The organism is Thermomonas sp. (genome assembly GCF_029945965.1).
In the GTDB taxonomy this organism is placed as follows: Bacteria; Pseudomonadota; Gammaproteobacteria; order Xanthomonadales; family Xanthomonadaceae; genus Thermomonas.
Genome location: NZ_JAQSDO010000003.1, coordinates 46,308 through 66,506, shown reverse-complemented (window position 1 = coordinate 66,506; position 20,199 = coordinate 46,308). Strand labels below are relative to the sequence as shown.

The window sequence follows — 20,199 nt, the reverse complement described above, 5'->3', positions numbered from 1 at the left end:
AAGCCCCACCGAAGCGGGGCTTTGCTTGGAACGATGCGGCTTGAATTAAGTGCTGCACTCAGGCCTTGGCAACGGTCTTCTTGGCAACGGCCTTCCTGGCCGGGGCCTTGGTCGCCTTCTTCACCACGGCCGCGGTGGCGGTGCCGGCGGTCTTGGTAGCGACATGCGAACGCACATTGCCGTAGCTGGAGTTGTAGCGCTTGCCCTTGGCAGTCTTGCGGTCGCCCTTGCCCATCGTGATGCTCCTGGTTCGTGTGTGGCCGCGCGTTGAGCGCTGGCGGTGATATCCGGAATTCGCAATCCGCACGATCTGCCAACAAGAGGCATCTGGCGCGCGAAGCCGGGAATTCTAGCACGCTGCCCCGGCATCAATGCGCGCAGTGGGCGTCGTGCACGTGGCCGTGGTTGAGCCGCAGGTTGGCCAAGTGCGCCAGACCCACCAGTGTGCCGCCGAACGTCATGATCACCGCATGCGGCAGCAGTTGGTGGTGCAAGGGTTCGTAACCGGTCCCGAACCACAGCGCAGCCAAGCCCGGCACCAGCAACCCCAGCGCACGCACCGCGCGATGCCGGCGATAGCCCTGGATCAGGGTGAACAGGCCCAGCAGGCTGGCGAACACCACGAAGCCACGCTCGAATCCGTCGCCCAGCCAGACCGCGATGCCCAGCGACGGCAGTACCGCAATCAACATCGGCAGTAGCGCGCAATGGATCGCGCACAGCATCGATCCGGTCACACCGAGGCGATCCAGGGCATGGTTGGTTGGTCGGGGTGGGCAGGATGATGGTTTCATTCGTTATATTGTAACATTTGACTACCGGGCTCGCCTGAATGGCGCGCTCCAGGATGGTGTGTCAGTCCGCGGCATCGAACACCGCATCCGGCGCAACCTGCGCAGGATGCGAGCGCCGTACCGCAGGCAACACCTGTGCCAGCAATCCACAGCCAGCCAAGGTCCAGACGATCATCGCCCCGCTCGGCAGGTCCAGCACCGCCGACAACACCAAACCGGCGACATAACCGGCCGCACCGATGCCGTAGGCCATCGCCAAGCGACCACGTCCGCGCATACCAACAGTGGCTAATGCCGGCACGATCAGGCTCGCGAACACCAGATAGACCCCGACCAACTGTACCGAGACAGTGATCGCCAGCGCGAACAACCCGTAGAACAGCAGACCCTTCAGCCGCCCACGCCGCAGCCACATCACCGCCAGCAGCAACGCCGACAGGATCGCCGCCGGGATCAGCTGCGAATAGCTGACCCACAGGATCTGCCCGACCAGTAGGTCCTTGAGGTGTTCGCCGCCCTGCGGGTTGTCGGCCAACAACAACAGGCCGCCGGTCGCCGCGAGTACGAACAGGGTGCCAATCAGCGGCTCCTGGAATTTCGGCCAGCGACGATCAGTCCATGCCAGCAGTCCGGCGCCCGCCAAGGCCGCTGCGGCGGCAGCGAACTGCACGCCAAGGCCGTGTTCGTCAATACCGAAATACTGGGCGAGGATCACGCCCAGCCCGGCGATCTGCGCGATTGCGAGGTCGATGAAAATGATCCCGCGACCCAGCACCTGCTTGCCCAGCGGCACATGGGTGGACAGCACGATCAACCCTGCCACGCAGGCAGGACCAAGAATGCTGATGTCCAGCCCTTGCATGTTCAGGGTCATTTGGCGGCTGCCCGCAATTTGGCAATGGTCGAGTCGAACAGGCCGAACAGGTCCTTGGACTGCGCATCACCGCCCACGGTGAATGGCAGGTTCACCACCGGCACGCCGGTGCGCTCGCTCAGCCAGTTGGACGGTTTCGAGCTTTGGTAGGCCGCATGCACGATGGCCAAGGTGTTGTTGGACTTGGTGGTGCCAACGAGCTCGGCCAGGTGCGCGGCCGTCGGCGGTACCGACGGTTTGGGCTCCAGTGCGCCAATCTGCTCGACGCCAAGCCAATCCCACAGATACACCCAACTGATGTGGTGGACCACGACCTTGCGGCCCTTCAGCGGCGCAGCCTCGGCCTTCCACTTCGTCATGGCTGCCAGCCAGCGCTTCTCGAAATCGGCACCACGTTGCTTGTAGGTGTCGGCATTGGCTGGATCGATCTGGATCAGGCGGGCATCCAGCTGGCGCGCGACGATCAACACGCGACGCGGATCCATCTGGATGTGCGGATTGCCGTCCGGATGCACGTCGCCATTGGCGCGATCCAGCGCAGTCGGCTTCTCAAGCGTCTTGACCTGCGCCGTCGCCATGAACGAACCCACGCCCGAGGCGACCTTCGAATTACCGGATTGGCGGAGCAGCTGTGGCAACCAGCCCACTTCGAGCTCGGCGCCGGTGCACACCACCAGGTCAGCGGCGCGCACCTTGGCGATCAGGCTTGGCTTGGCTTCGACCACGTGCACGTCCTGCAGCGCCGTGGTCGCGACATCCAGGTCGACTTTGTCGCCGGCCAGTTCCTGCACCAGCGAACCCCATTCGGGTTCGCAGGCGAACACCTTCAACCTGGCCTGCGCCGGGGTAGCGACTGCCATCGAGGCCAGCAGCAACAAGGGGGCTGCAATTGCAATTGTCTTCATGTCGTTTCCTTAGAACTTGTGCGCGCCGTGGGCGCCCAAGGCAGTCTGATATTGCAGGGTGAGGACGTTGTCGCTGTTGGCGGCATTGGGTCGGTCGCGCGCGAGTTGCAGGCGGAACAAGCTGAACTCGCTGTTGCGCCAGGTCAGTTCTGCGCTGTTCCGATAGGGATCGAAGCCGGTCGCCAGCGGCAAGTTACTGTCGCTCCACAGGCGGTCGTAGCGATAGCCGACATCCCAAGTCCGGTTGAGGCGATACACGCCTTCCAGGTAACCACCGCGGCGCTGCCCGGACCAAAGCGCACTGTTCAATGGATTGGTTGGGTCGATGTAGATGCCGTTGCGATCATCCAGCAGGTATTCGCCGCGAAGCGTGATCCCGCCATCCTTGAAATTGCCCTGCGGCGCCCACTTCCATGTCGCATCGGCGATGTAGACATTGGCATCGCCACTGAAACCGTCCTCGCCGCCCGCCGTGCGCGTCTTCAGCATCGACACGCCCGCCAGCCATTCATTGTTGCTGCCGGCATCACCGCCAACGTGCGCGAACAGGGTCTTGGTGCCGACGCCACCATGCTGCGCGCCACCACTCGGATACGGCTGGCCACGCAATAACTCGCCGCCCAGCTCCAGGAACACCGAGGTTGGCGCGACCCAGCGCAGTTGCACGCCATCGTCGCCGTATTGGCCACCCAGGAACGCCTGGTACGGCAATGGCCGGTCGAAGAAGCTATCGGTATGCGCGTGGTGGCTGTTGAGGTAACCGATGTTGGAGAAGAACCGCCCCATCCGCAGGCTGAGCCCGGCCGGCAACGTGGTGGTGTCGATGAAGGCCTCTTCCACGCCAAGGTGGTCCTGACCGTCCTCACTCCCGATTGCCAAGGTGACCTGGCCATAGAACTTGTCATCGATATTGGTGGCGAAGGCCATCTCGCTTTCGCCCAGGGAGAAGCCATTGGCACTCGGCCCAGCTCCGCCGACCAGCGGGAAGCCAGCGCGGGAATAGCTGACGGGGTCCAGCGAATGGTGCGAGTAGCTACCATTGAGGATGATGCTGATCGCCGGATTGAAGGCATTCGCACCACTGTTGCCGCCGCCTGTACCGGGATTGGATGCGGCGACGCCCATGCTGACGTCCGCGACAGATGTCGCACTGTCCGGCGCATCGGCGGCCAACGCATCAATCTCGTCTGTGGCACTGGTCGCAGGTATAGTCGCGGCAAGCACCGGCGCTGTGGCTTTCATCGCCTGGATCTCGGCCTGCAGCGCGCTTAACTGCGCTTCCAGCATGGCGATGCGGTCATGGTCGCTTTGCTGCGGCACGGCCAACGCGGGAGCGCTGATCGCCGACAACAGGGCCAGCGTCAGTAACGACTTGCGCATGTGGATGGGTATCGGACAGTTAGGAAGTTATAACATAACACTTCTACTACCGATGTCGTCAACATGACCCATGGCAGGGTACGACCCAGGGTGTTACGGGACGGCTTTGCTCAGGCTGCCAACGCGCACTTGGCGCACAGTCCGTGCACTTCCAGCGTCTGTGCCTGTGGCACGAAGCCAAGCGCGCGGGCACGGGCATCCAATGCATCGACCACGCCGCGATCTTCCAGTTCCACCGCCGAATGGCAGCGGTTGCAGATCAGGAACGGCACCGAATGCTGGTCGGTGCTCGGGTGATGGCAGGCCACGAACGAATTGACGGACTCAAGTTTGTGGATGAACCCGTTCGCCAGCAGGAAATCCAGCGCGCGATAGACGGTCGGCGGTGCGGCGGCGCCGGCGCCCTCGCCTTCACGCACCAGTTCCAGCAAGTCATAGGCCTTGATCGGCTTGCCAGCGGCGGCAACGAAACCCAGCACGCGTGCGCGGATCGCGGTCAGCCGCAGGCCGCGTTCGTGGCAGGCATGCTCCACCGCGCGCACGAAACCCGCGGCATCATGCACGTGATGCTTGGGGTCGATGCAGGCGTGCGACTTTGAGGTGCTCTTGGCCATGACCTTGATCTAGGCATCCGCCGGGATTTTTGCAAGGGCGGCATCAATCCGCGCCAGTGCCTCGTGCTTGCCCGCCAGGAAAATGGTGTGCGAGATATCCGGGCTGACCTGGGTACCGGTGATCGCCACCCGCAGCGGCTGCGCGACCTTGCCCATGCCCAGGCCCGAGGCCTCGACCGTGGCATGGAACGCGGTTTCGATACCCTCCACCGTCCATGCTTCCAGCGCATCGAGACGTTCACGCATGTCGGCCAGCGGCGCAGATGCGGCTGATGTGAGGTGTTTGGTGACCGCCTTGTCGTCGTACTGCGTGAGCGGGCCAAACCACACTGCAGCGCGTTCGGCCATGTCCTTCAGCGTCTGCACGCGGTCACGCAGTGCGATGACGATGTCGGCAGGAGTGGGGCCTTTGGCCAAGTCGTAACCCGCCTGACGAAGATGCCATTCCAGGTGCTTGCCGATCTCCACCGGATCATCGTTCTTCAGGTATTGCTGGTTGAGCCAGCCGAGCTTGGCCATGTCCAGCCGCGCTGGCTTTGCATGCACGTTCGACAGGTCGAACAGCGACTGCATTTCCGCGATCGAAAACACTTCCTGGTCGCCATGCGACCAGCCCAGTCGCACCAGGTAGTTGAGCAACGCATGCGGCAGGTAGCCAGCATCGCGATACTGCATCACGTCCGCCGCGCCGGTGCGCTTGGACAGCTTGGCGCCGTTCTCGTCCAGGATCATCGGCAGGTGCGAGAACGCGGGCACCGTTGCGCCGAGCGCGCGATAGATATTGATTTGCCGCGGCGTGTTGTTGACGTGGTCGTCGCCACGCACGACGTCAGTGATCGCCATGTCGATGTCGTCCACCACCACTGCGAAGTTGTAGGTCGCGTAGCCGTCCGGGCGGAAGATCACCAGGTCGTCGAGTTCGCTGTTGGCGATTTCGATGCGGCCCTTGACCTTGTCATCCCAGGCCACCACGCCCTCGTCCGGGTTGCGGAAGCGGATCACCCGGTTCGGGTCGTCGCGCCACTCGGCATTGGCGGTCCGATAGGCACCGTTGTAGCGCGGCTTGTCGCCGGCTGCCATCGCCGCTTCGCGCATCGCCTCGAGCTCGGCCTTGCTTTCGTAGGCGTAGTACGCGTGGCCGGAAGCGACCAGTTGCTCGGCCATTTGCTTGTAACGGTCAAGGCGGTCGGTCTGGTAGATCGGGCCCTCGTCATAGTCCAGGCCCAGCCACGCCATCGCCTGCAGGATCGCGTCGATCGCCGCCTGGGTGCTGCGTTCGCGGTCGGTGTCCTCGATGCGCAGGACAAACTGCCCACTGTTGCGGCGCGACTGCAGCCAGCAATACAGCGCGGTGCGGGCGCCACCGATATGCAGGTAGCCGGTGGGACTGGGGGCGAAACGGGTACGGACGGTCATGGGCACTTGATCAATCGGAGTGCGGCCATTTTAGCCTGTGCCTCTGGATCGCCGTTTTGGCGAGGGTGCCCGGTATGCCGCATCTGCGGCTCGAAATGCCGCTGGCGCGGCATACCGGGCACCCTCGCCGCTGATTGTCTGCGCGAACTTCGATTGCAAATCCCTACAATGCCGCCATGACCACGCTGTTCATCTCCGACCTGCACCTGGATGCCGAGCGCCCGGCGATCACCGAGTTGTTCGGCGAGTTCATCGAACGCGAAGCCCGCGATGCACGGGCGCTGTACATCCTCGGCGACCTGTTCGAAGCCTGGGTCGGTGACGATGATCCGTCCGAAGCCGGCACGTTTGTCGCCTCGAAATTGAGAGTGCTGTCGGACGGCGGCGTACCGGTGTATTTCATCCGCGGCAACCGCGACTTCCTGCTCGGCAACGAGTACGCACGCCGTGCCGGAATCACGATCCTCCCTGATCCTGCGGTCATCCTGCTGCATGGCACGCCGACCATGATTGGCCATGGCGACCTGCTGTGCACCGACGATCTCGCCTATCAACAGTTCCGCACGCAAACCCGCGACCCGCGCTGGCAGGCGCAGTTCCTGATGCAACCGCTGGCCGCGCGACTGGCTTTTGCAGCGCAGGCGCGCGTCGCGAGCAAGGCACGCTTCGGCGAACTGCAGACGACCGGCATGTCGGAAACGATTACCGATGTCAGTCCGGAAACGGTTGCCAGCACGTTTTCGCGCTACGGCATCCGCCGCATGATCCATGGCCATACCCATCGCCCGGCGATCCACGCGGAAGCCAACGACTGCACTCGCATCGTGTTGGGCGACTGGTACACGCAGGGCTCGGTGTTGCGGGTCGATGCGAATGGATTCGAGCTGGCTGCACTAACGGTCTGAAGCCGCTACTTGGCGGCTTCAGCACACCCCGTGTAAACGGCGTCACCCATGCGGAAGGCGGATGTCATCGAGTACTGATTGTCGGACATGCCGTCGCTGCAGTTACCGGTGCGTACCCTCAGCAAGAACGAATTTCCATCCTGGCTGCCGCTGATATCCATGCCGCCATTCCCGGTCGCAGCACGTACGCCTTGCAAAACCGTGCCCTGCTGATCTTCGGGGGTAGTGAAGGTCAGCTGGCCGCCTTGCACGTTGACGTTCCAGAACGGCTCGTTGCCGAATGCGCGGAAAATTTGCAGGGAACCGGCGGCTTCCGGACCAGGCGCGCGCTTGGGTGCCGGGGCTATGCTTGTGGCGACGGGCGCAGTGGGCTCGACAGGCTGCGCAACTACATCCGGTGGCGCCTGCGGCGCCGTGCACGCTGCCAGCAACAATGAGAATGATGCGATGGCAAGAAACTTCATGACCGGCCTCGGATATTGGACTGCCGGGTAGTTTGCAGCATACGGTTGATGACGGTCAGTCGGCAGCATCCAGCAGTCCTTCCAGTTCCTCGGCATCGAAACCGGCCTGCCGGCGCGCTTCCATGTTGAACGGCTTGCGCAAGACGCTGGTTGCGTACTCGTGCAGCAGTTCGCGGAACCTGGCGCGCGGCTCGATCCCGGCGCGTTCGCAATGCCAGCGGTACCAGCGCGAGCCTGCCGCGACGTGCGCGATTTCCTCGCGCAGGATGATTTCGAGGATGTCAGCCGTGGCATCGTCGCCAAGCCCGCGCAGTTTCACGATCATCCCCGGCGTCACGTCCAGGCCACGCGCTTCCAGCACCCGAGGCACTAGTGCCATTCGCGCGAGGCCGTCATCTGCCGTCTTCTCGGCCATTTCCCACAAACCGTTATGCGCATCGAAATCGCCGTAGTCATGGCCGAGTTCGTACAGGCGCGCGCGCAGCATCGAGAAATGCCGTGCTTCGTCATTGGCGACCGAAATCCAATCCGCGTAGTACGCGTCCGGCAATCCGCGGAAGCGATACACCGCATCCCAGGCCAGGTCGATCGCATTGAATTCGATATGCGCGACCGCATGGATGAAAGCGGCACGTCCTTCGTTGCTACCGAAGCCACGTTTCGGCAATTCGCGCGGATGCACCAGCCGCGGCGTCGGTGGCCGGCCCGGCATGCGGATGGCTTCGGGTGGTGGCGATGCCGCATCGATGGAAAGTTCGCCACGTGCGAACGCCGCAGCGGCATCGAAGGTCGCGCTGACTTTCGCCTCGGGCGATGCAGCGGCGAGGCACGCGCGTGCTGCGGAAAACAGATCGCTCATCGGCAAGCGTTTGGAAGCAAACTCAGCTCGCCCGCCGCTGTTTCTTGGCATCGTCAGAACGCAGTTGCTCGATGCGTTCGAAATAGCCCGGATCCACGCCGGTGACGTAATTGCCGTCGAAGCAGGATGCATCGAAATGCTCGATGCGATGACTGGGTCCGGACACCGCGTCCTTGAGGTCCTCGAGGTCCTGGTAGATCAACCAGTCGCAGCCAAGGAACGCCTGGACTTCTTCTTCGCTGCGGCCGTTAGCGACCAGTTCGTCGACCGATGGCATGTCGATGCCGTAAATGTTCGGATGCCGCACGGGTGGGGCGGCCGAGGCCAGGTAGACCTTGCGCGCGCCGGCGTCGCGGGCCATCTGCACGATCTGTTTGGCAGTGGTGCCGCGCACGATCGAATCGTCGACCAGCAGCACCACGCGGTCGCGGAATTCCAACGGGATCGGGTTGAGCTTGCGGCGCACCGACTTCGCGCGTTCACCCTGCCCCGGCATGATGAAGGTGCGGCCGACGTAGCGGTTCTTGATGAAGCCTTCGCGATATTTCACGTCAAGCAGGCTGGCGACTTCAAGCGCGGCATCGCGCGAGGAATCCGGGATCGGCATCACCACGTCGATGTCATGGTCGGGGCGCAGGCGCCTGATCTTCTCGCCCAGGGTGACACCCATGCGCATGCGCGCCTTGTGCACCTGCACGTCGTCCATCATCGAGTCGGGGCGCGCGAAATACACGTATTCGAACAGGCAAGGCGTGTGCTGCTGCGGTTCGGCGCAGACCTTGGTGAACAATTCGCCGCGCGCGGTCACCACCACCGCCTCGCCCGGCGCGACATCGCGCACGCGGGTGAAGCCGAGGATGTCGAAGGCGACCGATTCCGACGCCACCGCGTACTCGTCGCCTTCCGGCGTTTGCTTGATGCCCAGCACCAGCGGGCGGATGCCGTGCGGATCGCGAAACGCGACCAGCCCCAGGCCCAGCACTACAGCGACTGCCGCATAACCACCCTTGGCGCGGCGCATCACGCCTTCAACCGCGCGGAATGCGGACTCGGGCGCCAGTGGTTTCTGCGTATCCAGCTCATGCGCGAACACGTTCAGCAGCACTTCGGAGTCGGACTCGGTATTGATGTTGCGGCGATCCTGCTCGAACACCTCGCGACGCAACGCATCGGTATTGATCAGGTTGCCGTTGTGCGCCAGCGCGATGCCGTACGGCGAATTGACGTAGAACGGCTGCGCCTCGTCCATGCCCTCGCTGCCGGCGGTCGGATAACGGCAGTGTGCAATCCCGACCTTGCCTTGCAACGGGAGCATCGCCTTGGCGTCGAACACATCGCGGACCAGGCCATTGCCCTTGAACAGACGCAGGTGGGTTCCAACTGCTGTAGCAATACCGGCAGCATCCTGACCGCGGTGCTGGAGTACGGTCAGGCCGTCGTAAAGCTGCGCTGCGACTTCGTTGTGGCCGACGATTCCGACAATTCCGCACATGATCAAAACCCGCAAATTTGTACCGGTGGAGAAACATCGAACATCACTCAAACCGTCGCGAACGACGGCCTGAGATCAAGCATCACGGATGCGGACGCACCATGCCGTCAAGCCCGAGCTTGGCCTTGACCGAGGCCTTGAGTGCGTCGGCCTCGGCGCGGTTCATCGCCGGGCCTGCGCGCACGCGGGTCAGCACGCCCTTGTCGGTGGTCACCGTATCGGTGAACGCATTGAAGCCAGCGCTGCGCAGTTTGTCGCGCAAGGCAGTGGCGTCTGCAGCAGCAGTGAACGCACCAACCTGCACCGCAAAACCGGTCTTGCTGGTATCCGCTGCAGGTTTGGCGACCACTGCAGGTACTGCGGCTGGCGGCGTCGCTGCAGGTGTTGTTGCGGTCGTATTGGTTACAACCGGCTTCGCAGGAGCCGTGGCAGGTGGCGTGGCAGGTTTGGCCACGGGCGGCAGCGGCTCGGGCTTGATCGGTGCAGGCGCTGTTGCGGCGGCAACCTTGGCTGGTTCAGGCGTCGCTGTAGGACCTGCCGGACCGGCGTCCAGCACCACCACCTTGGCATCCACCCCGTCGTTCACCTTGCCCGCGGCCAGGCGCGCGGATTCAGCGATCGCGCGATCCGCGAACGGCCCGATGCGCACGCGTTGCGCGTCTCGGCCGTTGAATTTGGTCGCTTCGGAGAAGGCTGGCAGTCCGGCATTGCGCAGTGCCGCAATCACCTGCCCGGCATCGGCGGTGGTGGCATAGCTGCCGAAACTGACCACGTAATCGCCTGCGGCCACCGTCGGGAACGCGCCCGTGGGCGATCCAGCCGTTTCGTCGTCCTGCGCATCTGCAGGCATGCCAACCACGCCACCCTGCGGTACGCCAGCGGCAGGCATCAGCGGCAGATCGACGGTCTTGGTTTCGGCGTCGCCCCTGGGTTCCGCCGGGATGCTCAACGACACGTCGGACACGCCACTGTCGGGTGCCGGTCCCTTGACCAGCATGGGCAGGAAGATCACGGCCAGGGCGACCAGCACGGTCGCGCCAACCAGGCGCTGCTTGAGCGAAGAATCCATCGTATGCGGACCGCCAGCGGGGGACCCGCGAATTATAGCGGCCCGCTGGCTTGGGGACGGCTGGTCAGGGCATCGCGTTCAGCGCACGCAGGGCTGCCGCCGCGGTATGGAACGAGCCGAACACCAGTACGCGCCCATCTGGCTGGGCCTGCTGGATCGCCGCCTGCAGGGCCGTCTGCGCATCGGTATGGCGCGTGGCAGCGGCCGCTGCGGTGCCTTGCAGGCGCTGCACGAACGTCTCCACATCCTCGCCACGCGGCCCGGCATCGGCTAATCCGGCGGCATGCCAGCCATCCACCTGCCCTGCCAGTGCCGCGACCACGCCAGCTACATCCTTGTCCACCAGCGCGGCATACACCGCCCGCGTCGGTCGTCGCGGCTGGCTCTCCAGCCACGCCGCCAACGCGCGCGCCGCCTGCGGGTTGTGGCCGACATCGACCACGACCTCCACGCCATCCCGCTCGATGCGCTGAAGGCGCGCGCCGATCCGTGTATTCGCGACCCCACACGCGTATGCGTCGTCATCGATATGCAAGTCGAGCGATTGCAGTGCGACGATCGCACAGGCCGCATTGCGCAATTGCACGGATGCGAGCAAGGCCGGCGTCGGCAATACGAGCTCATGGCCTACTTCGCGCCAACACCAATGCACATCGTCGATGGGCTCGATGAAAAAATCGCAGCCGATCCGCCATGCCGATGCACCAATCGCATACGCATGCCGTAATACGCTGGCCGGCGGATCGTCATCACCCAGGATCAATGGCTTGAAGGCGCGCGCGATGCCGGCCTTCTCGAGTCCGATTGCCTCGACGTCGTTGCCCAACCAGTCCTGGTGGTCGAGGTCGACGGTGGTGATGATCGCCGCATCGGCATCGATGATATTGACCGCATCCAGGCGCCCGCCCAGCCCGACTTCCAGCACCGCAAGATCGAGGCCGGCACGCTCGAACAGCCACAGCGCGCACAACGTGCCGTATTCGAAATAGGTCAGTGGCGTGTCGCCGCGCGCGGCATCGACCGCCTCAAAACCTGCGACCAAATCAGCATCGCTCGCGTCCACACCATCAATACGCACACGCTCGTTGTAGCGCAGCAGGTGTGGCGAGGTGTAGCTGCCTACCTTGTAGCCGCCGGCACGCGCGATTGCCTCGATGAAAGCCACCGTCGAACCCTTGCCATTGGTGCCACCCACGGTAATGACGTGCGTACCCGGCTTACCCAGCTCCATGCGCGAAGCCACATCACGCACGCGCTCCAGGCCCATGGCTATGGATTTCGGATGTTGCTGCTCGATGTAAGCCAGCCAGTCGGTGAGATTTCGTTGCACGGAAGCAAGTATGAGCGACCCGCGGCGTTAACCGGCGACAAGACCGGCGCGATAATTGCAGACGCCGCCTACCGCCGTCTGCGAAAAGGGGTCAGAGAACATTTGCCATGTGGCGCTGCGCGTTGCAGGAGAATCTGAGGGAAATGTTCTCTGACCCCTTTTCGCCACCATCCGGCGTAGGCGTCATCTGCTTCAGAATGGGACTACAACGCCCGATGCACCGCTTCGCCGAACAGCGCGGTGTGGTGGCTGCAATCATTCAGGCGCACCACCTCCAGATGATCGACATCCTTGCCTTCCAGCAGGTTGAGCGTGGTCGGTGCCTGGCGAAAGCCCCACAGCCGCGACAGCGGGATGCCGAGGATCCGGCACAGCAGCACGCGATTGACCGCATCATGGGCGACGATCAACAACGTGCTCTCCGCACCCATGCCGCTGCATGCACGCACCAATGCCGGCCACGCGCGATCCAGCACCTGCTGCAATGATTCGCCGCCATCGGGCATCTGCACGCTTTCCGGCGCCTCACGCCAGGCGCGCAGGCGATCGGGGTCGCGCTCGTGGATTTCACTCGCCAGCAGGCCTTCCCAACTGCCATGCGCGATTTCCTTCAGGCCTTGGTCGAACATCAGCTTCGGTGCCCGCGACTCGCCCAGCGCAAGCTCGGCGGTGCGCCGCGCACGCGACAGCGGCGAGGCGACTGTTCGGTCGATGTGCAATTCGCGCAAGCGCTGCCCGAGTGCAGTCGCCTGGGCGATGCCAACGTCGGACAGGGCAATGTCTTCTTGCCCCTGGTAACGGCCTTCCGCGTTCCAGGGGGTTTCACCATGACGTGCCAACAGGATGCGCACGGCTTACACCTGTGCCAGCGACAGCACGCCGGGCATCGCCCGCAATGCCTGCAGCTGTGCGTCGTCGACCGTGCGATCCACGGTGATCGCCGCGCGGGCCTGGCCATCGCCGGCTGCGCCCAGCGCAAAGTTGACGATGTTGATGCCGAGCGTGCCGAGCTGCGAACCAACCGCACCGACCATACCTGGCCGGTCCTCGTTGCGTAGCAACAGTACATGCGCCTGTGGATCGAATTCGATCTCCACGCCGTCCATCCGTACTACGCGCGGGCCACGATGCAGGGTCGCCTCGATCTCGCGGCTGCGCTTGCCGTCACTCACGCGCAGCTTGAGCAGGCGGTCGAAACCGTCGCCATCGCCGCCGACAGTTTCAGCAACAACCAGGCCGCGCCCGGCGGCTTCGGCCAATGCATTGACCGGGGTGACGCGGCTGGAGTGCACGCCCAGCAGTGAGGCCACCAGCAGCCGCGTCAACGGGCGGGTATCGAGCGCATCGGTGCGACCGGCATAGGTAATGTCGAGCCGGGTCGGTGCGGGCACCAGGCGTGCGGCAAGCCGGCCTAGCGAGGTCATCAGCGGCATCCACGGACCAACTTCGCGCGCGGCTTCGGCGGTCAACGGCGGCAGGTTGACGCAGCCGGCGACCGCGCCGGTGGCAACGAAATCGATGACTTGCCGGGCCAGAATCGTGCTCACCGCCTGCTGCGCTTCGCCTGTGGAGGCGCCGAGATGCGGGGTCAGGATCAGGTTGGCATGCGCGCGCAGCGGCGAATCAACCGGCAGCGGTTCGGTGACGAAGGTGTCCAGCGCGGCGCCGGCCAAGTGGCCTTCGTCGAGCAGCTGCAGCAGCGCGGTTTCATCGACCAGGCCGCCACGCGCGGCATTGATGACGTACGCGCCCCGCTTCATCGAACGCATGCGTTCTTCGGATAAAAGATTCGTCGTCTCCTTGGTACGCGGGATGTGCAGGGTCACCACGTCGGCCCAGGCCAGCAGGTCCTCCAGCGTCTTCAGCGGCACGCTGCCCTTGCCCGCGGCGGACGCTGGCAGGAACGGATCGAACGCAGCCACGTCCATGCCGATGCCCTGTGCCTTGCGCGCCACGGTGCCACCAATACGCCCAAGGCCAATCACGCCAAGCTTCTTGCCTTCCAGTTCGAACCCGATCAGGCCGGCCTTCGGCCAGCCGCCCGCCTTCATGCCCGCATCGGCTTCAGGGATATGCCGGGCCAGCGCGAACAACAGCGAGATCGCGTGTTCGGCAGCGGCCAAGGTATTGCCATCCGGTGCGTTCATCACCGCGATGCCGCGCGCGGTGGCGGCCCCGACATCAATCGTGTCCACGCCGGCACCGGCACGCCCGATCACCTTCAGGCGAGCTGCATCCTGCAGGCACTCCAGGGTGATCCTGGTCGAGGAACGCACCAGCACGGCATCGCAATCGGCCAAGGCAAGCACCAGCGCGTCGGGGTCTTTGATCGGGTCGGAGATGGCGACGTCCCATCCCGCATCGCGGAAAAGCGCCAAGCCATCATCATGGATCCCATCGCACGCCAGCACTTTCATTGTTTAGGATCCTCTAGGGGTAATGTCCCCGGATCCCGGCAGCCGGCACAGCGCGCAACCTGTGACGCATTTGCGTTATTGATCGCGCCCAAGTGGGCGCTCCTACGCGGGTCAGGAGACGGGGCCGGCTGGCATGGGAATCGTGACGCCGGCAAGCGTAGCAGACGCACGGCGCGCGGCCACGTATCGTTACGCTCGCAACCAACCAACTAACAAAAAACAGGACATGTTGATGCAGGCCAAGGGCGAATTCGACGTCAAGCGCATCCCGCAGGGCTCACTGGACATGGGCGATGGTGTCGAGATCGGCCACATGCGCTTCGACAAGCAGTTCCATGGACCACTGGAGGCGACCAGCGTGGTCCACATGCTGGCGGCGATGTCGCCGGTGGAAGGCTCCGGCGCATATGTCGCGCTCGAACGCGTCGTCGGCACGCTGGATGGCCGCGCCGGCAGTTTCCTGGCCCAGCACAACGGCATCCTTGACCGCGGCACGCCTTCGCTCAATCTCACCGTGGTGCCGGACACCGGCACTGACGCTCTCACCGGCCTGCGCGGGCGGATCGCCATCGACATCGTCGACGGCAAGCATTTCTATACGTTCGATTACGAACTTGGCGATGCTTGAACGCGATACCCGGGCGACGGCGAGACCGGCGCGTGATTCGCGCAGCGGCATTTCGAGCCGCGTAGCGAACACACGCCGGTCTCGCCGTCGCCCGGCAATTCAAGTGCCGCAGCAGGACTGAAGCTCACCCGGCGCTAGAATGGCGGTCTTACACGTCGCAACAGGAACGGGCATGTCGCAGACCATGATGAAGGCGCTGGTGAAGCGCGAAGCGGCCAAGGGCATCTGGATGGAAGAGGTGCCTGTCCCGTCCCCGGGGCCGAATGAAGTGCTGATCAAGCTGGAAAAGACCGCGATCTGCGGCACCGACCTGCACATCTACCTGTGGGACGAGTGGAGCCAGCGCACGATCACACCGGGCCTGGTGATCGGCCATGAATTCGTCGGCCGCATCGTCGAGATCGGCCCTGGCGTTGGTGGCTACACGCTGGGCCAGCGCGTATCGGCCGAAGGTCATATCGTGTGCGGGCATTGCCGCAACTGCCGCGCTGGCCGCCAGCACCTGTGCCCGAACACCGTCGGCATCGGCGTGAACCGCGCTGGCGCGTTCGCCGAATACATCGTGATGCCGGCCTCCAACCTGTGGCCGATCCCCGATCAGATCCCGTCGGAACTCGCCGCGTTCTTCGATCCGTACGGCAATGCCGCGCACTGCGCGCTTGAATTCGACGTGGTCGGTGAGGACGTGCTGATCACCGGCGCCGGCCCGATCGGCGTGATCGCCGCCGGCATCTGCAAATACATCGGCGCGCGTAACGTGGTGGTCACCGACGTCAACGATTTCCGCCTGAAGCTCGCCGCCGACATGGGCGCGACCCGCGTGGTCAACGTCACTAATACCTCGCTCAAGGAGGTGATGGCCGACTTGCACATGGAAGGTTTCGACGTCGGCCTGGAAATGAGCGGCAACCCGCGCGCGTTCAACGACATGCTCGACTGCATGTACCACGGCGGCAAGATCGCGATGCTCGGGATCATGCCCAAGGGCGCGGGCGCGGACTGGGACAAGATCATCTTCAAGGGCCTGACCGTGCAGGGTATCTACGGCCGGAAGATGTACGAGACCTGGTACAAGATGACGCAACTGGTACTGTCCGGCTTCCCGCTCGGCAAGGTGCTCACGCATCAGTTGCCGATCGACGACTTCCAGAAGGGCTTCGACCTGATGGAATCCGGCCGCAGTGGCAAGATCGTCTTGAGCTGGAATTGACCGCAGTTGCCCTTAGCGGGTCAAGACCCGCTCTACAAGGATTCATCGATGTCACTGACCCAGCGTTACAACGACACCCTCGACGAGATCCGCGCCGCCGGGCTGTTCAAATCCGAGCGCATCATCGCGTCGCCGCAATCGGCTGAAATCCAGCTGGCCGACGGCCGTACAGTGTTGAATTTCTGCGCCAACAACTACCTGGGCCTGGCCGACAATCCGGAGATCATTGCAGCCGCCAAGGATGCGCTGGATTCGCACGGCTTCGGCATGGCCAGCGTGCGCTTCATTTGCGGCACCCAGGACCTGCACAAGGAACTGGAGCGTACGATCGCCGAGTTCTTCGGCACCGAAGACACGATCCTCTACGCGGCCTGCTTCGATGCCAACGGCGGCCTGTTCGAACCGCTGCTCGACGACAACGACGCGATCATTTCCGATGCGCTCAACCATGCCTCGATCATCGATGGCGTGCGCCTGTGCAAGGCCAGGCGTTATCGCTATGCGAACTGCGACATGGCCGAGCTGGAAGTGCAGCTCAAACAGGCCAAGGCCGATGGCGCACGCACGATCATGATCACCACCGATGGCGTGTTCTCGATGGACGGCTTCATCGCGCCACTGGACGAGATCACCGCACTGGCCGCGAAGTACGGTGCACTGGTGCATATCGACGAATGCCATGCCACCGGCTTCCTGGGCGCCACCGGCCGCGGCAGCGCCGAGGTCAAGGGTGTGATGGACAAGATCGACATCTTCACCGGCACCCTGGGCAAGGCCATGGGTGGCGCGCTGGGCGGTTTCACCACCGCGAAAAAAGAAGTGGTCGAACTACTGCGCCAGCGCTCGCGCCCATATCTTTTTTCGAACTCATTGCCACCGCACGTTGCGGCTGCCGGCACCAAGGCCTTCCAGATGCTGGCCGCAGCGGGCGACCTGCGCGAGACACTGCAGGCCAACACGCAGTATTTCCGTGAACGGATGACCGCCGCCGGTTTCGACATCCGCCCCGGCGTGCATCCGATCTCCCCGGTAATGCTCTACGATGCCCCGCTCGCCCAACGTTTCGCCGAGCGATTGCTGGAAGAAGGCATCTACGCCATCGGTTTTTTTTTCCCGGTCGTGGCCAAGGGGCAGGCGCGGATCCGCACCCAGATATCGGCCGCGCACACCCGCGAGCACCTGGATCGTGCAATCGATGCATTCATCCGCATCGGCCACGAACTCGGCGTGCTCAAAGACTGACGCTCAACACCATGGGTGGGCTTAGTCCACCCTACGAGAACGATTCGATTTCGGCGGCGGTCAGCAGACGCCACTTGCCTTTTGGCAGTTCACCGAGTTGCAGCGTACCGATCGCCACCCGCAGCAAACGCAATACACCGATGTCGAAGGCTTGGAGCAAGCGCCTGATCTGCCGGTTGCGGCCTTCGTCCAGCGTGATCTCCAGCCATGCATGCTTGTCACCTGCACGCAGCAAACTGACATCTACGGCAGACAGGTGTTCACCATCGATGTCGATGCCTTGCGCGATGCGCGCCAGCAGCGCCGCGTCCGGAATGCAGTCGACCTGCACGTGATAGCGCTTGCCGGGCCCCGTCGAGGGATCGGTGATGCGCGCCGCCCAGGCTGGGTCGTTCGAGAACAGCAAGAGGCCCTCACTGGCCTTGTCCAAGCGGCCGACCGGCGCAATCCAGCCCAGGTTCGCGCCATCGAAGCAACGATAGACGGTGTCGCGGCCCCGCTCGTCGCTAAGCGTCGTGACCAGTCCACGCGATTTGTTCAACATCAGGTAGCGCGGCGTGGTCGCGCCTGTTTCTATGCCATCCATCAGGATGACCGCACTCAACGCATCGGTGGGATGTTCGGGATCGCGAACGACCCGTCCGTCGAGTTGCACGCGTCCGTCGCGGATGCGTCGCTCGGCTTCACTCCGCGAACATAGGCCTCGTTTCGAAAGTACTCGAGCCAGGCCATGGCGTGTTCCAGTGCCGCGGGTACGCCCGCTGCGCATGGGGCGCGTCTAGTTCGTTTGCTCGGCACCCGCTGGCATTGCCGCGGGTGTTGCCGGAGCCGGTGCAGCGCCCTTCGCCACACGCACGCCGCGTGACTTCATCCACGCATCGAATTCCTCGGCGGTCATGTTCTTGCCGTTCTGGGTCATGTTGAAGCGCCAGGGCGTGTTGTCGAACTCGGTGCGTGGCTTGTAGCCTGCCGGATCGTCCGGCTTCACCACGCTGCCTGCAGGTGCCGCATAGGCGGTGGGCTGGCAACCGTCCAGCTTGATCCGCAACAACACGCTGTCAACCGACAACGCTTCATCGAAGGCCTGGCCCAATACGCCGGCTGAGTTGCCGAGCTGGGTGGAGGCAGGCGTGAGTTCGATCGCCAATGGCGCCAGCAGGGTCGGGCGTACCGGCGTAGCCTGCTGCATCGTCGAACCACATGCCGTGTTCGCGGACTGTGCGTGCACGATCAACGGCGACGCTAACAACATGAGCACGAACAACGATCGATGCATGGCTTGGTGTTCCCCGACAAAACGATGCGGCCAGTGTAGGTAGCGCGCGCAATAACCGCAATTGCAAAACCTGTCATCGGAAAAAACAAAACCCGGCACTAGGCCGGGTTTCGTATCTTGCAACTGAGGCGTCCGATCAGTTCTGGACGTTCAGCTCGGTGCGGCGGTTCTGTGCGCGACCTTCCGGATTATCGGAACCGTCGGCATTGGTGTTCGGCGCGATCGGGCGGCTTTCGCCGTAACCGGTCGGACCCACCAGACGACCGGCAGCGATGCCGTTGCTGGTCAGGTAGTCATACACCGCAGTGGCGCGACGCTCGGACAGGGCCTGGTTGTACTGGTCCGTGCCCTTCGAGTCGGTGTGACCGGCAACTTCGACGCGCAGATCCGGGTAACGCTTCAGGATCTCAATGGCCTCGTTGAGGATCGCAACCGCATCCGGGCGCAGGGTCGACTTGTCGAAGTCGAAGTTCACGCCCTTCAGGTCGATCGACACCGGCACCGGGCAGCCGTCTGGACCGATGGTCTGGCCAGCCTGCGAATCCGGGCACTTGTCGTTGCAGTTGTTGACGCCGTCGCCGTCGCTATCCATGTCCGCACAGGTCGACACCGCCGCAACCGGCGCCGGGGCAACCGGAGCCATCGGCTCTGGGCCCAATGCAATGGTCATGCCGATGGAACCCAGCAAGTCAGTGAATTGGCTGGCTTGCGGACCCAGGCGGGCCTGCTGGTCGTCGAAATCGATGCGGGTGCCGATTTCCGTGCGCATGTTCATGCGACCGAAATCAAACTGCAGGCCGGCGCCGAGGTTGACCGCAAGATTGCTGGCCTTGTGCTGACCCGGTGAATTCGGGCTCGGGTAGGCGTCAAACTCTTCCTCATGACGTTGCCAGCCGAGACCGCCGCGCAGGTAGGGCCACCACTTGGAATCCGCATTGCGGAAGTGATAACGCGCATCTACCGACACGCCGTACTGGCTCCACCACAAGTTCGAGTTCGCGATCTTGTCTGGATTCTGATAGTTCAGTTCCGTTTCCAACGACAGGTTGGGGTTCAGGAACTTGCCGAAACCCAAGGTCAAGAACTGGGCATCGTTGGTACCGCGATTGCTGTCCTGGAAGTTGACGCCGGTCGAACCGGAGACATACCAGCGATCATCGAACTCCTGGGCGGACGCAGCGTGCGCCAAACCCATACCACCCAACAACAGGGCAGTGCAGAGGAGTTTCTTATTCATGTTCAGCTCCTTGATCAGTAATAGAAACTAGTGACGCCTGAATTGTTTCGTCTAGACGGCTGTGTCCGCACGCCATCCCACGCATAC

21 protein-coding genes are annotated in these 20,199 nt (G+C 63.5%); 4 read left to right on the top strand and 17 right to left on the bottom strand.

Annotation, left to right across the window (positions count from 1 at the left end):
• Positions 1-58: 58 nt before the first annotated feature.
• From PSV05_RS00860 to gltX, 7 genes are all read right to left on the bottom strand, one after another.
• A complete protein-coding gene (locus tag PSV05_RS00860) occupies positions 59-301 on the bottom strand; it encodes a 30S ribosomal protein THX (RefSeq protein WP_300060114.1) in 243 nt (80 codons plus the stop codon).
• 67 nt (positions 302-368) lie between these two features.
• Positions 369-794 (bottom strand): MerC domain-containing protein, encoded by a 426-nt coding sequence (locus PSV05_RS00855; RefSeq protein WP_300060077.1) that lies wholly within the window; start codon positions 792-794, stop codon positions 369-371.
• A gap of 61 nt (positions 795-855) precedes the next feature.
• The gene (locus tag PSV05_RS00850; protein WP_300060075.1) at positions 856-1,668 is read right to left on the bottom strand and encodes a metal ABC transporter permease; all 813 of its coding nucleotides are present in this window, start codon (positions 1,666-1,668) and stop codon (positions 856-858) included.
• Positions 1,665-2,573: a zinc ABC transporter substrate-binding protein gene (locus PSV05_RS00845; RefSeq protein ID WP_300060072.1), complete on the bottom strand. Its 909-nt coding sequence runs from the start codon at positions 2,571-2,573 to the stop codon at positions 1,665-1,667. The genes PSV05_RS00850 and PSV05_RS00845 overlap by 4 nt, the downstream gene beginning before the upstream one ends.
• A gap of 9 nt (positions 2,574-2,582) precedes the next feature.
• Positions 2,583-3,953 carry a hypothetical protein gene (locus PSV05_RS00840; protein WP_300060069.1) on the bottom strand — a complete coding sequence of 457 codons (1,371 nt, stop codon included), beginning with the start codon at positions 3,951-3,953 and terminating at the stop codon, positions 2,583-2,585.
• Positions 3,954-4,063: 110 nt separating this feature from the next.
• Positions 4,064-4,567 (bottom strand): transcriptional repressor, encoded by a 504-nt coding sequence (locus PSV05_RS00835; protein WP_300060066.1) that lies wholly within the window; start codon positions 4,565-4,567, stop codon positions 4,064-4,066.
• Between the two features lie 9 nt (positions 4,568-4,576).
• On the bottom strand, positions 4,577-5,983 hold the full coding sequence (gene gltX / locus PSV05_RS00830) for a glutamate--tRNA ligase (RefSeq protein ID WP_300060063.1): 1,407 nt from the start codon (positions 5,981-5,983) through the stop codon (positions 4,577-4,579).
• A 176-nt stretch (positions 5,984-6,159) separates the two neighbouring features.
• On the opposite strand from gltX, the gene lpxH reads away from it, so the two are divergent.
• A complete protein-coding gene (gene lpxH / locus PSV05_RS00825) occupies positions 6,160-6,888 on the top strand; it encodes a UDP-2,3-diacylglucosamine diphosphatase (protein WP_300060060.1) in 729 nt (242 codons plus the stop codon).
• Positions 6,889-6,893: 5 nt separating this feature from the next.
• On the opposite strand, the gene PSV05_RS00820 is transcribed toward lpxH, so the two are convergent.
• The 7 genes from PSV05_RS00820 to serA all read right to left on the bottom strand — a co-directional run bounded on the left by PSV05_RS00820 (position 6,894) and on the right by serA (position 14,519).
• Positions 6,894-7,352, bottom strand: coding sequence for a hypothetical protein (locus PSV05_RS00820; protein WP_300060057.1), 459 nt, complete (start codon positions 7,350-7,352; stop codon positions 6,894-6,896).
• Positions 7,353-7,407: 55 nt separating this feature from the next.
• Positions 7,408-8,211, bottom strand: coding sequence for a ferritin-like domain-containing protein (locus PSV05_RS00815; RefSeq protein WP_300060053.1), 804 nt, complete (start codon positions 8,209-8,211; stop codon positions 7,408-7,410).
• 22 nt (positions 8,212-8,233) lie between these two features.
• A complete protein-coding gene (purF, locus tag PSV05_RS00810; protein ID WP_300060050.1) occupies positions 8,234-9,703 on the bottom strand; it encodes an amidophosphoribosyltransferase in 1,470 nt (489 codons plus the stop codon).
• 82 nt (positions 9,704-9,785) lie between these two features.
• On the bottom strand, positions 9,786-10,772 hold the full coding sequence (locus PSV05_RS00805) for an SPOR domain-containing protein (protein WP_300060047.1): 987 nt from the start codon (positions 10,770-10,772) through the stop codon (positions 9,786-9,788).
• Between the two features lie 64 nt (positions 10,773-10,836).
• A complete protein-coding gene (gene folC / locus PSV05_RS00800; RefSeq protein ID WP_300060044.1) occupies positions 10,837-12,102 on the bottom strand; it encodes a bifunctional tetrahydrofolate synthase/dihydrofolate synthase in 1,266 nt (421 codons plus the stop codon).
• Between the two features lie 203 nt (positions 12,103-12,305).
• Positions 12,306-12,953, bottom strand: coding sequence for a histidine phosphatase family protein (locus PSV05_RS00795; protein WP_300060042.1), 648 nt, complete (start codon positions 12,951-12,953; stop codon positions 12,306-12,308).
• Positions 12,954-12,956: 3 nt separating this feature from the next.
• Positions 12,957-14,519, bottom strand: a complete 1,563-nt coding sequence (gene serA, locus PSV05_RS00790; protein ID WP_300060039.1) for a phosphoglycerate dehydrogenase — start codon at positions 14,517-14,519, stop codon at positions 12,957-12,959.
• A 226-nt stretch (positions 14,520-14,745) separates the two neighbouring features.
• On the opposite strand from serA, the gene PSV05_RS00785 reads away from it, so the two are divergent.
• From PSV05_RS00785 to kbl, 3 genes are all read left to right on the top strand, one after another.
• Positions 14,746-15,147 carry a DUF3224 domain-containing protein gene (locus PSV05_RS00785; RefSeq protein ID WP_300060036.1) on the top strand — a complete coding sequence of 134 codons (402 nt, stop codon included), beginning with the start codon at positions 14,746-14,748 and terminating at the stop codon, positions 15,145-15,147.
• 172 nt (positions 15,148-15,319) lie between these two features.
• The gene (gene tdh, locus PSV05_RS00780; protein WP_300060033.1) at positions 15,320-16,357 is read left to right on the top strand and encodes an L-threonine 3-dehydrogenase; all 1,038 of its coding nucleotides are present in this window, start codon (positions 15,320-15,322) and stop codon (positions 16,355-16,357) included.
• 48 nt (positions 16,358-16,405) lie between these two features.
• Complete coding sequence (gene kbl / locus PSV05_RS00775; protein ID WP_300060031.1) at positions 16,406-17,599, top strand: glycine C-acetyltransferase; 1,194 nt, start codon at positions 16,406-16,408, stop codon at positions 17,597-17,599.
• 31 nt (positions 17,600-17,630) lie between these two features.
• Here kbl and PSV05_RS00770 read toward each other — a convergent pair whose 3' ends face one another.
• The 3 genes from PSV05_RS00770 to PSV05_RS00760 form a co-directional block, all read right to left on the bottom strand.
• Positions 17,631-18,368, bottom strand: a complete 738-nt coding sequence (locus PSV05_RS00770) for a pseudouridine synthase (RefSeq protein ID WP_300060028.1) — start codon at positions 18,366-18,368, stop codon at positions 17,631-17,633.
• 9 nt (positions 18,369-18,377) lie between these two features.
• Complete coding sequence (locus PSV05_RS00765) at positions 18,378-18,851, bottom strand: hypothetical protein (protein ID WP_300060111.1); 474 nt, start codon at positions 18,849-18,851, stop codon at positions 18,378-18,380.
• A gap of 160 nt (positions 18,852-19,011) precedes the next feature.
• A complete protein-coding gene (locus PSV05_RS00760) occupies positions 19,012-20,112 on the bottom strand; it encodes an OmpA family protein (RefSeq protein WP_300060026.1) in 1,101 nt (366 codons plus the stop codon).
• Positions 20,113-20,199 lie beyond the last annotated feature (87 nt).